This is a genomic window from Arcicella sp. GW822-FHT02H01, assembly GCF_058802005.1.
The window spans coordinates 4148790-4161419 of sequence record NZ_JBXANT010000001.1 but is presented as its reverse complement, the minus strand read 5'-3'; the positions used below and the strand labels follow the sequence as shown (position 1 = coordinate 4161419).

General features: G+C 34.6%; 9 protein-coding genes and 1 tRNA gene. 6 read left to right on the top strand and 4 right to left on the bottom strand.

Annotated features, from left to right (window positions below):
* Positions 1 to 19: 19 nt before the first annotated feature.
* The 4 genes from AC1RNE_RS17355 to AC1RNE_RS17340 all read right to left on the bottom strand — a co-directional run bounded on the left by AC1RNE_RS17355 (position 20) and on the right by AC1RNE_RS17340 (position 3904).
* Positions 20 to 1063, bottom strand: coding sequence for a DUF6089 family protein (locus tag AC1RNE_RS17355; protein ID WP_492802589.1), 1044 nt, complete (start codon positions 1061 to 1063; stop codon positions 20 to 22).
* Positions 1064 to 1253: 190 nt separating this feature from the next.
* Positions 1254 to 2144, bottom strand: a complete 891-nt coding sequence (locus tag AC1RNE_RS17350) for an NAD kinase (protein ID WP_492802588.1) — start codon at positions 2142 to 2144, stop codon at positions 1254 to 1256.
* A gap of 242 nt (positions 2145 to 2386) precedes the next feature.
* Entirely contained in the window at positions 2387 to 3052 is a 666-nt protein-coding gene (locus AC1RNE_RS17345; protein ID WP_309912013.1) for a CBS domain-containing protein, read from the bottom strand.
* A gap of 72 nt (positions 3053 to 3124) precedes the next feature.
* A complete protein-coding gene (locus AC1RNE_RS17340) occupies positions 3125 to 3904 on the bottom strand; it encodes an alpha/beta fold hydrolase (protein WP_492802586.1) in 780 nt (259 codons plus the stop codon).
* An 832-nt stretch (positions 3905 to 4736) separates the two neighbouring features.
* Here AC1RNE_RS17340 and AC1RNE_RS17335 point away from each other — a divergent pair.
* From AC1RNE_RS17335 to nadE, 6 genes are all read left to right on the top strand, one after another.
* Complete coding sequence (locus AC1RNE_RS17335) at positions 4737 to 6056, top strand: vanadium-dependent haloperoxidase (protein ID WP_492802585.1); 1320 nt, start codon at positions 4737 to 4739, stop codon at positions 6054 to 6056.
* A 93-nt stretch (positions 6057 to 6149) separates the two neighbouring features.
* Positions 6150 to 7499, top strand: coding sequence for a methyltransferase RsmF C-terminal domain-like protein (locus AC1RNE_RS17330; RefSeq protein WP_492802583.1), 1350 nt, complete (start codon positions 6150 to 6152; stop codon positions 7497 to 7499).
* Between the two features lie 310 nt (positions 7500 to 7809).
* Positions 7810 to 9801: a DUF349 domain-containing protein gene (locus tag AC1RNE_RS17325; protein WP_492802582.1), complete on the top strand. Its 1992-nt coding sequence runs from the start codon at positions 7810 to 7812 to the stop codon at positions 9799 to 9801.
* A gap of 204 nt (positions 9802 to 10005) precedes the next feature.
* A tRNA-Thr gene (locus tag AC1RNE_RS17320) sits at positions 10006 to 10081 on the top strand.
* 130 nt (positions 10082 to 10211) lie between these two features.
* Positions 10212 to 10544: a hypothetical protein gene (locus AC1RNE_RS17315; RefSeq protein ID WP_492802581.1), complete on the top strand. Its 333-nt coding sequence runs from the start codon at positions 10212 to 10214 to the stop codon at positions 10542 to 10544.
* A gap of 24 nt (positions 10545 to 10568) precedes the next feature.
* Entirely contained in the window at positions 10569 to 12581 is a 2013-nt protein-coding gene (nadE, locus tag AC1RNE_RS17310; protein WP_492802580.1) for an NAD(+) synthase, read from the top strand.
* Positions 12582 to 12630: the final 49 nt, after the last annotated feature.

The following is a 12630-nucleotide window of genomic DNA, read 5'->3' as shown; positions in this document are numbered from 1 at the left end:
GAATGTTATTCCAGATTGATTAACGGACAACTGGGCATTTAATTTTATTTGGAATATGATAAATCAATTTTACCGTAGTTAATAAATAAGAATCATTATACTTCGGGTTTCCTCTTAAGTCTGTATTGTCTGAAAAACCAGGAATCGACGTCAACGTAAAAGGATCATAAGGCGACGCTGGGTCGTAAAAACCTTTGGCTGTTAAATAATTAATAACGCCTTGTGTACGGTCTTTACCACGGTTAGCAGCAATCCTTTCTAATGATCTATTTCCCATTGCTGCTGCTAAAGGGCTTTGAGCTTGTAAATCTGCTGAATTGGCGAAATTACCACTCACATCATCCAAATAATCACTTAATGTATAACGGTAACTAATTTCAAAGCCTAAATCCCAATTGCGATTTAATTTATATTTTACTCCAAGACCTACAGGGAATGAAACACTAATTAAAGAATAAGGCGCATTTGGATACCCGGGTAAACCTTGGCCTTCAGTATGTAATGGTTGCAAACGCACCCAATCATTACCATATAAAGAAGCTTCTGGCTTAGCTACTGGGTCATGAGCAAAAACGGCTACTCCACCGAAAATATAAGGAATAATGCCTGCTCTGCGTAAATAGCTACGACTAGTACGGACAAAATCGTATTGACCAGCAATAGAAAGCTCTTTAATATCATTTCTAAAATGTAGATTTCTGATAAAGTTAGCTTCGTAACCTTTTACTCCTTCAAGATAATTATCGTCTCCAGAAAGTCTTGCGTAAGTAAGTCCAAAACGTAAGCCAAATGTTGGTGAAATCTGACGGGTAAAATTGAAATTGACATTCCAACGCATACCATTTACGGTAGATTGTAGAAATCTATTATACGGAGATATATCTCCATAATAGCTAGATGTACCAATTCCTAAGCTGACATTAGAGTTGGGCTCAAATAATTTGTTTTTACGTGGCTTATCTTTGCCTCCGAAAAGATTTGAAAACCTAAATTGTGCCTTTAAATCTTGTGTATTCAGTGCACAAATTATCAATATCAGAAGTATTGAAGAATATTTTTTCATATTTGTCTGGTAATGGATGGAGTCAACGTGGTTAATTTATCTTTATTAGTAAAATATCTTTCAAAGCTGTGTTTGCACTATTTCTTAACGTAAAACAGGTTCATTTGTTATGAATTAACCTTAAATTTTGCTACGAAAATAATATATTATCGTGGAAACAAACAGTATAATTTAACTTTTGAGGAAAGTATTAATTTCTAGCATCAAATCCCCAATTAAGTTTGCTCCTAAGGGTATTCAAGAAATTACTATCACTCAATTTAATGATATTTGCTTTAAAAGCCTCTCTTTTCATCCTAATTTTCACATTACTGTCTATCACTTTAGAACGTGCATCTAAAGAAATCAAACAGCTATTACTTCTACTTTCTACTTCAAAATCCAAGATTACATCTGTTGAAACCACTAAAGGACGTACATTTAAATTATGAGGACTCATAGGCGAAATCACAAAAATATCAGAACTTGGCATCACCAAAGGCCCGCCCACACTAAGGTTGTAGCCCGTTGACCCTGTAGCAGTGGCAATAATTAAGCCATCTGCCCAGTAAGTATTTAAAAATTCTCCATTTAAATATGCCTTCAGCATAATCATGGAAGAAGTATCGGTTTTCATGATACCCAATTCATTCAGCCCAAAATTGATGCCGTTAAAAATATCAATGGGTTCATTATTAAGGCGTGTCTCAACACTTACTAACGTACGAGGATCCAAGGTATAATGGCTAGCAAAGATTTCATTCAAGCTTTCGGTAATTTTATCAGGAGAAACCGTTGCTAAAAAACCTAATCTTCCTGTATTAATTCCCAGAATTGGCGTTTCTCTTTTGCTAACATGCGTCACGGCATCTAGCAAGGTGCCATCTCCACCCAAACTTAATACCAAATTGGCATCAAAGAGGTCATCTTGAGAAGTATAAAATTGGGTTGCATGATGGTTTACTCCTATCTCAGTTAAAAACTGCTGATAGACTTCAGAGATTTGAATTTCAACTCCCTTTTGAGCCAAAAAATCAAACAATTGTTGCACAAAAGGTTTGATTTCATCCTTAAAGTTTCGCCCATGAATGGCTATTTTCATCTTGTATTGTCTGTGTGGGTTGAAAGCTGTATTAAACAATTTGATAAAAACTGCTTATTTATCTATCTAAAAAACAAAAGAAGAAAGAAGATGGGGAATTGCCAAACTTTTAGGTTTGAATATTAGTATTTGTTTATGATTTTGAGATACAAAAACGTTTAAGCACTATTTTTTCTTACTTCTAAAAAAGGCAAAAGTATATTTTCATAAAAAAGCTCTTGAGAAAATCTCAAGAGCTTTTTTTATATATCTAAATATTTCATCAACATATTGTATCGCTCTTTATCTGGCGAGGTAATCTCTTCAAAATTATAAGCCCCTACGATATCGTACTCAAAACGTTCGAGGGTGGCTATTACTCTTGAAATATCTTGCTGATTTAATTTTAACGTCAAAATATCTTTTGAATCTTCTAATCCTCCACCACTTGTATAATATGAACTAATGATTTTTACATTGTTAGATTCAATCAATCTACTAATTTCTGAAAGCGAGTAACTTCTATTTTCAACAGCTATTTCTAACACTGCCCCAATTTCCTGCGAACCTAAGCTTTTAGAAAACTGAGTAAGTAATTCTTGTACACTGATTGTTCCTGCAAAATTTTGTTCTTCATCCAATACTACAATCGCTTGTAAATTATATTGTTGAACAATTTTTAGAATTTCAAAAGTATGTTGGTGAACATTTACAAAAACTTCTTCAAATTCTGGTTGTAGGGCCAAAAGAGGTAAGTCTTCATCGGCATCTATCAGAACATCTTGGCTAATCAAACCTTGGTATTCTTGTTCATGAATCAATGGCAATTGTCCTATTCTATATTCTTCCATCCAGTTTAACGCATCTCCTACTGTATCTGAAGATTTTAGTACTGGCAACATTGGATTAATAAAATTGTTTGCGAGCATATTGTGTTGATGAAATTTATTATAATTAAGCTAATATAGTTAATTATTGATAAATTCCAAATTTTAAGTTGATTATACCAACTCAACTACACGAATAGGAGTCTTTTCGAGCCATCCATCCAAAATTTCATTAAATCTTTCTGGACACTCCATCATAGGTGCATGACTACACTCATCTATAAAATGTAACTCAGAATTTTCAATTAAACGATTGAATTCATGACCTACTTGTGGCGGCGTTATGGTGTCGTTCAATCCCCAAACCAATAGTGTTGGTACTTTAATTTTAACAACATCTTTCGCCATATTGTTCCGCTGTGCCGACTTTGCAATAGAGATAATTCTAATTACTTTAGATGCACTGTTTGTTATTTCAAACACTTCGTCAATCAGCTCTTTTGTTGCTGTTTCTGGGCGATAAAAAGTATATTCTACCCTTTCTTTAATATACTGATAGTTTCCTCGTTTTGGATACGACCCACCCATGCCGTCTTCAAAAAGCCCCGAGCTACCTGTAAGTACTAATCTTTTTACTTTTGAAGGGTTTCTTAGTGTATATATCAAAGAAACGTGCCCACCCAAAGAATTACCCAAAAGTGTTAATTCATCAAAACCTTTCCAATTCACAAACCCTTCAATGAATTCTGTCAATCCTTCACATCCAGCTTTGGTAATAGGCATTTCATAAATTGGCATCATTGGAATAATAACGCGGTATTTACTTTTGAAGCCTTCAATTACTCCTTCCCAGTTACTTAACGCACCGAAAAGCCCGTGAAGTAAAAAAAGAATTTCTCCTTCTCCTTCGTCGATGTACTTGTAGCCATTTCCTTCGTGAATTTGATAGTTCATATCAGTATAATTTTAAAAATTGATGATGATTTTAACTTTTACAGTCTAATCAAAAAAATAGTTGTTTGTGGGTACTCCAACCTTTTAACCAATCTAAATAAAATACAATTTTCCTTAAAAATTTAATACTTCTTTTAAATAGGTTATCGGTTTAATTCAATTTTACATAGATTTTAAATGTGATGCAAAATAATAAAAAATCTCTGAAAAGTATATTAATTATATGTTATTAGTTTAAACAAATTAGATTAAGATAAATTCATTTTTATGCAAAAAATTAATCAAATACCTGATTTACAATAATTTATACTTAAACATTTAAAATATAATTATTGCAATTGTTTAGATGAATGTAAATTTAATAATTCATCTTTTTTTGTATTATCAGGAAAACAGCACATTCTTCAATATTAGAATAATTATATTTTCCTTTATTTTGTCATAATGATTTTATGTTTTTTCAAAACAACCATTAAAATGCCTTTATTAGCAATTTATTAAAATTGCTAATAAAAAGCACACAAAATCCATCAACTTAATAGTCTTTTCTTTACATTTAACGTTATTTCATACCTCCAAAAAATTATTCCAACCTATTTTAATTACTAATATTTATTGATGCTTACAGACCATAAAATACGGGTATACTATCCCATTAATAGTAGATTTGCTCACCTTGAGGTAATTATAGCAGACAAAAATTATTGAATATTTATGATTTTTATCAAAATAATTAAAAAAAATGACTAAAATCTGTCCTTTTAAAGGGAGATTCCATTTTTTTGGAAATAAACTTTTGTATTTTTGCTATATCATTTAAAAAACCCTACCAATGAGCAAAAAAGTTGTATTAATATTATCGTGTATTACTCTACTGTTTAGTTGTAAAAAAGATGATGGAAGCTGGAAAAAAGCTGCTGACAACCCTGAGTTTTTAAGAAAAACTCAATTGCAAGTTACTGAGTCAATTATCCATGATATTTTTCCTCCTCCTATTTCAAGCCGTATTTATAGCTATGCCTCTTTAGCAGCTTACGAAGCACTTGTGCCTGCTAATAAAGGGTTGAAATCAATGGTTGGACAATTCAATGGCTTTGAAAAAGTGTATAAACCAGATCCTACCAAAGAGTATTGCTATTCATTGGCTGCCACCCGAGCATTTTTAACCATTGGTAAAAACCTCACTTTCGCACAGGATGTTTATGTAGGTTTTGAGAAAAAACTTTGGGCAGATTATAAGGCCACAGGCATTCCTGAAGAAGTGTTTGAAAACTCTATTGCCTTTGGCGATTCTGTAGCGGCTTCTATCATGAATTATTCAAAGAAAGATAATTATAAACAAACACGTGGTTTCCGTTTTACGGTTACGAACAAACCTGGCACTTGGGTGCCTACTCCTCCTGCTTATTTGGATGCTGTGGAGCCTCATTGGACAAAGATTCGCTCATTTACGATGGATTCTTCTGCTCAATTTCGTCCAATCCCTCCCTCAAAGTTTGACTTAACAAAAGGAAGTCAATACTACCAGGAAGTTATGGATTGCTATAATACTGTGAATAATTTAACTGACGAACAAAGAGCTATTTGTAATTTCTGGGATTGCAATCCTTTTAAAATGAATATTACTGGTCATGCGATGTTTGCGACTAAAAAGGTATCTCCGGGCGGCCACTGGATGGGAATCGTCTCGCAGGTAAGTCGTAATAAAAATGCAGATATTTATACCACTGCACGAGCATATTTAATGACTTCAGTGGCTGTTTTTGATGGATTTATTTCATGTTGGACAGAAAAATATCGTACAGTTCGTATTCGTCCAGAAACGATTATCAATGCAACTATCGACAAAGATTGGCAACCCGTTTTACAGACACCTCCCTTCCCTGAATATACTTCTGGGCACTCTGTAATATCTGGTGCGGCGTCTGTTACTTTATCTTCTGTATTAGGTGATAACGTTGCTTTTGCCGATTCAACTGAAATTCCTTATGGCTTGCCTGTGCGTAAATTTACTTCTTTTGCACAAGCTGCTGACGAGGCATCAATTAGCCGTTTGTATGGTGGCATTCACTTTAGACCATCGTTAAATAACGGTTTAGTGCAAGGACGAGCCATTGGAAATTGGATTGTAGGAAAGATAAAAACGAATTAGTCAAGCTTTTCTTTACTGTTTTGAATTCATGAAAAAATAAAGCAAAAAGCCAGACTATCTAATCAGTTTGGCTTTTTTGTGTAATTTCACTTTATGAAAATCCCACAATCATTAATTAGTTCATTAAAAAACATTAAAGGGTTTAATGAAAATGCATTTGTTTATACGCATGAAAATGAAGCATCGCCTATTGCAGTTCGCATTAATCCTTTTAAGAAAACCGATACATTTAATCATGCTGAATCTGTAATTTGGTCGGAATATGGCAAATATTTGCCTGATAACTATCAAGTTACTTTTGACCCTCTTTTTCATGCAGGTGCTTATTGTATACAAGAAGCAAGCTCAATGTATTTAGCGCAAATATTGAAAAGTAGCGTTGATTTATCACAAGATTTGAAAGTCCTTGATTTATGTGCTGGTACGGGCGCAAACAGTACTTTGTTAGCTAGTTTATTAACGCCCGATTCTTTATTAGTAAGCAATGATGTGCTGAAAGTACGTGCCAATGTATTGGCTGAAAATCTAACAAAATGGGGGACAATGAATACTATTGTTACTAATAATGACCCTAGAGATTTCACGCGACTTTCTGGTTTTTTTGACGTACTATTAATTGATGCTCCTTGTTCTGGCTCTGGTTTGTTTAGAAAAGACCCCAATACTATCAGAGAATGGTCGGTTGGCAATGTAGCACAACATGCATTAAGACAAAAAAGCATTATTACCGATGCTTGGGGCAGTCTGAAACAAGGGGGAGTGATGATTTATTCTACTAGTTCATATTCAAAAGCTGAAAACGAAGATATTGTTGATTGGATAGAAACACAATTTGGTGCAGAGCACCTAGTGGCAAAAAATGAGGGCAAACTAGGCAATGAAGTAATTTCTGAAGGTTCGTATCGGTTTTATCCTGACCAAGTAAAGGGCGAAGGATTTTTTATTACTGCTTTTCAAAAAAGAAGTTCTGAAAAAGAAGTATTTATTCGCTCGGGAAAACCGATAAAAAATAATAATCGTAGAACTGAACGAGAAATTTTCAGAAATTGGGTAAAAAATATTGATGACCATACATGGTTTGGAAAAAATGACGACTTTTTTCTGATTAATCCATTACATGAACACATCATACATTTAATTCAGCTTAATTTTAACCTTAGAAAGGTGGGAGTTAGCATGGGTAAACTTTCAAGTAAAGATTTAATTCCTGATCATGAATTAGCGATGAGCTTATTTTTATCAGAAAAAATAAACAAAGTAGAACTTTCACAGCAAGAAGCTATCAAGTATTTAAAAAGAGAAGAGTTTGCGCTAGAGCAAGCTGTAAAAGGCTGGTCATTAATGACTTTTCAAGGCTTTGGACTGGGCTGGGCTAAAATTTTGCCTAACAGAATCAACAATTACTACCCAAAAGAGCAAAGAATTTTAGGCAAAGAATCGTAATGAGGCTAAAAAAGCACAAGGATTAATCGAAAAGATTATTATTGAGCATTGTTTGTAAGTATTTTACTTATTTTTGTACCAAATTCATTATTAAGTATCAACCAAGCAGTTAAAAGTAAAACTAAGGGAGAGAATTTAGTATTTTCTTTTAATGATTGAATCTTTAATTCATTATTTTTAGTAATAAATTTAAACCGGCAATAATTTACTGTCTGTCAGCAGGTAAAAAACCTGATTGTTAAATGTCTATCTCAAATGTAACAGTAAACTCTAATGAAACGTATATTTTAGTGAGCTGTCAAAAGAACGCATGATTAACGAAGAAGCAAAAGAAATTAAAGAAGAAATCGAGGCACAAGCTATCGAAGTAACAGAATCCGCAACAGACCCAAAAGCGGAAGACGTCTCTATTAGTGAGGTTGCAGAAACCTCTGAACCAATTGAAACAATCTCTGAAGTACTACCTGAGCCTATTCTTGTATCAACGATACTTGAAACTAGTGAAGAACCAGAAACAATTGAAAATCAATCAATTGATTATTCTAATTTTCAAAAATCAGACTTTGTCACTACTTTAGAAAAAGTACTTGCTGATGTAAAAGAAAATCCTTCAATTGGCATTTTCAGGAAATCTGAAGATACTTTGAAAGAGATTCGCCCCTTGTTTGAACAAATAAAAAGTGCTGAAAAAAACGAAGCACTTGCCAAGTTCAAAGAAGCCAATGATGGGTCTGAAGATGGTTTCGAATTTAAGCCTGATACTTTAAGTGAACAGTTCGACAAGCTTTTCAAAGCCATCAAAGAGGAACGTTCTAAGTATTTTGCTAACATTGAGAAAGAAAAAGACAAAAATTTTAGCCAGAAAACAGTACTAATTAATCGTCTTAGAACGCTTGTTGAAGGTGAAGACAGCAACGATCCTGCTCATATTAAATCTGGATTTAATGAATTCAAGAAAATTCAGGAAGAATGGAAAAGTGCTGGAAATGTAAACTCGCCTCATAATAATACGCTTTGGCAAACATTCCATGCATTAGTTGATAGATTTTATAGCAATCGCAGTATATATTTTGAATTATTAGAATTAGACCGTAAGCGTAATTTACAGCACAAAATAGAGTTGTGTAGTAAGATTGAGAGAATTGCAGAAACGTCTAAAACTGAAAATGTTACAGGCAAAATGTTAGATGAAGCCGTAGCAACTTTTGAAGAATACAAGCACATAGGGCCTGCTCCGAAAGAAGAAAACGAACTTATCTGGCAAAGAGTAAAAGATGCCTTAGATATTATTTATGGCAAACGCCGTGAACAATTAGAAGCCTCAAAAGCAGAAGCAGAGCAAGTATTTGGCTTAAAGTCATCTATTGCAGAATTGATTCAACCTTTTGCAAGCTTCAATTCAGCCTCTATTACAGAATGGAACGACCGCACAAAGGCACTTTTAGCTTTACAAGACCAATGGAATAATATCAAAGGTTTTATGCCTAAAGAAAAAGGCAAAGAATTGAGTGATAAATTTTGGTCGGATATTAAAACGTTCTTCCGTAACAAAACAGAATTTTTCCGTTTGTTAGAAATCAAAAGAGAAGAAAATTTAAAAGCTAAGAATGCTATTATTGAAGAAGTAGAGGCATTGTTGACTAATGAAGATGAATCTCAAGAAGCGGCCAATACAGTTATTCGTTTGCAAAAAGAATTCCGTGAGATTGGTCATGTTCCTGAAAAAGACAAAGACATTATCTATACGAAATTCAAAACTGTTTGTGATGCCTTCTTTAATGCTAAAAGAGCCAAAAACCAAAGCATAGAAAAAGAGTTTGAAGCTAATTTGGTGAAGAAAACGGCACTTTGTGAACAAATAGAGAAAGAAGCCGTAGAAGGAGCTGATACAGCTAGGTTAGCTGAATTCAAATCACAATGGGCATCAATCGGTTTTGTTCCTAAAAAGGAGATGCAAAATATCGGAAAACGTTATATCAATGCCATCAACAAGTATGTAAGTGCGATGGCAAAACTTTCTGGTAGAGAACGTGAGCAACTAAGTTTACAGAATGAAGTTGAGATGGTGAAATCTCATGGAGAGTCGCCAAAAGATTTAATTCGTAAAGAAAACGATATCCGTCGCAAAATGCAGACGATAGAAAATGATATAGCTGTTTACAGAAATAACTTAGAGTTTTTTGCAAAATCTAAAAATGCAGACAAGCTTCGTCAAGACGTTGAAGCAAAAATTCAAAAAGCTTCAAAAGAATTATCAGATTTGAAACATCAAATTAAGATAATCAGAGAAGCAGAAAAGTGAAAATCACTAAAACAGGGCTAAATTCAACATTAGCCCTGTTTTTTTTTAATTTTTTTTTCAAGCTTAATCTTTTGAGATTCAGAAACTTGCAAAAAGTTTAACAAAATGTTAAAAATTTATTCTCAAAACGTTTGGAGAGTATTACAAAACCTACTAATTTTGCATCACGATAAACGAAGAACATCTCGCTAATCGTTGAGAAAAGCCTTCTTAGCTCAGCTGGTAGAGCAACTGACTTGTAATCAGTAGGTCATTGGTTCGATCCCGATAGAAGGCTCCAAAAATTACAAAAACCCTTCATGCATGGCGTATGAAGGGTTTTTTGTTTAACAAAACTGAGGTACAATTAAGTAAGTATAATTTTAGTACCTAAATCTCTTCCCTCCTTTTTTTCGATATGTTTTAAAATCGTGTATTTTTGTTGTGCAAACTCAATGCTGATGAAATATAATCCTCAATTTTATTTATTTCTTTTCTTACTTTCATGCTTTACACTATCGGGATGCATTTGGGCAAGGCGCTGTCCTGAAAAGACTTGTCGCGTAGCCACTGAACATAAACACGAAGGGGGAACTTTTCGTCCCCGTGCTGCATTCTCTTGGACAACGACCAAAAAACATTGGCCGTGGAATCCTGTTAAAGGAAGCAAGAAGTTCAACGGTAAAAAAGATAAGAAATCGGGCAAGACTAAATTTAAATATACCCTTCCTGGGGAAAGAGTCGATTTCGACAAAAAGAATTAGTCTTAGCTATTCAACATACATCACATGAATCTAATTAAAGTATCTGCTGGAGTGGTTAATCAAACTCCTTTAGCATGGGAAAGTAATAAAAACAATATCATTGCTTGTATTGAAGAGGCAAAAAAACAAGAAATTAGCCTTTTGTGTTTACCTGAGCTTTGTATTACTGGCTATGGTTGCGAAGATATGTTTTTTGCACAAAGCACTTGTGATACTGCTTTAGAGATATTAGAAGACATCGTTTCGCATACTTCTAGTATAGCTGTATGCGTAGGGTTGCCTATCCGTATTAATAATCACATTTATAATGCAGCTTGTTTGATTGTCAATAAGCAAATCAGAGGCTTTGCGTGCAAAAAGACGCTTGCTAATAATGGTATTCATTATGAAACGCGTTGGTTTCAGCATTGGCCAGTCGGTGAGAAAACAGAATTAAGAATTGGAGAGTTTACTTATCCTGTAGGCGATTTACTGTTTGAAGTAGGTGGTGTAAAAATCGGCTTTGAAATTTGTGAAGATGCTTGGATTGCCAATCGCCCCGGAAGAGAACATTATTTAAAGGGCTGTGATATCATTCTTAACCCTACAGCTTCGCACTTTGCCTTCTTTAAGACCCAAACCCGCGAACGCCTCGTTCAAGATGGTTCTCGTGCTTTTGGTGTGGCTTATATTTATGCTAATTTACTAGGCAATGAAGCTGGTAGAGCCATTTTCGATGGCGATGCCATGATTGCCCAAGCTGGTGAAATGTTGGTATCTGGTACAAGGTTTTCGTACAAAGATTATTATTTGACCACGGCAGTAATCGATTTAGATAAAATTCGGTTAGAACAAAGCCAGAATTTATTCCACTTCAAGGCTTCAAATGCTATTCAAGTGCTTTTTGATTATCCAGACATCCCTCCTTTCAAAAACCATTATGCAATGGAACATTGGGAAGCCAATGGTTTTCAAAAAGAAGAAGAATTTGCAAGAGCTATTGCTTTGGCATTGTTCGATTACCTCCGCAAATCTCGTTCAAATGGCTGGGTAATTTCGCTTTCTGGTGGTGCAGACTCCTCTGCCATTACCGCTCTTTGCTATTTAGCGATTGAATTATCAGTAAAGGAATTAGGCTTGGATGGCTTCAAACAAAAATTAGGATACATTAAAGCAATTCAATCATGCCATTCTGTTGCTGAATTATCGGCTGCTTTGATTATTAACGTATATCAAGGCACACAGAATAGCTCTTCAGATACGCGCCATTCGGCTACTTCTTTAGCGAAAAATTTGAATACTACTTTCTATGATATTGATATTAATGGTTTGGTAGAAACCTACAAAGGATTAATTCAAGGGGCTATCGGAAGAGATTTGTCTTGGCAAACGGATGATATTGCCCTCCAAAATATTCAAGCGAGGGTGCGGAGCCCAAGTGCTTGGCTATTAGCAAATATCAATAATGCGTTGTTGTTATCTACTTCAAATCGCTCGGAAGCATCTGTTGGCTATGCCACTATGGACGGCGATACTTCTGGGTCTATTTCGCCCATTGCAGGTATCGATAAGCATTGGTTGCGTCACTGGTTACGTTGGTTAGAAAACACTGGTTTGGGTGGAACACTCAGCATCAATGGCTTGAATGCGATGAATAATTTGCAACCAACTGCTGAATTACGTCCGCTTGAAGCCAAACAAATAGATGAAGAGGATTTAATGCCTTATGATTTATTAAATGCCATTGAAACTTCTGCTATTCGTGATAAGAAATCTCCGACAGATTGCTTTAAAATCATGGAAGTAGAATTTGAGAGTATTTATACACGAGAGCAACTAATTACATCTATCGAAAGGTTCTTTAAACTATTTGCTAGAAATCAATGGAAACGCGAGCGTTATGCGCCAAGTTTTCATGTGGACGACCGCAACTTAGACCCTAGAAGCTGGTTAAGATTTCCGATTTTATCAGGTGGTTTTGAAAGAGAAATCGCTGAAATGCTAGAATATGCTAATAATGCTGGGAAAGGGAAAAGACGAGGAAAGATTGGTTTTTAATAATTCCTCAGATTAAACACAGCAACTAGCTAGCTATCCAATAACAACA

Coding starts and splice junctions, on each gene's coding strand:
- AC1RNE_RS17335 (WP_492802585.1), top strand. CDS start 4,737: ATGAGCAAAAAAGTTGTATTAATATTATCGTGTATTACTCTACTGTTT.
- AC1RNE_RS17340 (WP_492802586.1), bottom strand. CDS start 3,904: ATGAACTATCAAATTCACGAAGGAAATGGCTACAAGTACATCGACGAA.
- AC1RNE_RS17345 (WP_309912013.1), bottom strand. CDS start 3,052: ATGCTCGCAAACAATTTTATTAATCCAATGTTGCCAGTACTAAAATCT.
- nadE (WP_492802580.1), top strand. CDS start 10,569: ATGAATCTAATTAAAGTATCTGCTGGAGTGGTTAATCAAACTCCTTTA.
- AC1RNE_RS17325 (WP_492802582.1), top strand. CDS start 7,810: ATGATTAACGAAGAAGCAAAAGAAATTAAAGAAGAAATCGAGGCACAA.
- AC1RNE_RS17330 (WP_492802583.1), top strand. CDS start 6,150: ATGAAAATCCCACAATCATTAATTAGTTCATTAAAAAACATTAAAGGG.
- AC1RNE_RS17355 (WP_492802589.1), bottom strand. CDS start 1,063: ATGAAAAAATATTCTTCAATACTTCTGATATTGATAATTTGTGCACTG.
- AC1RNE_RS17350 (WP_492802588.1), bottom strand. CDS start 2,144: ATGAAAATAGCCATTCATGGGCGAAACTTTAAGGATGAAATCAAACCT.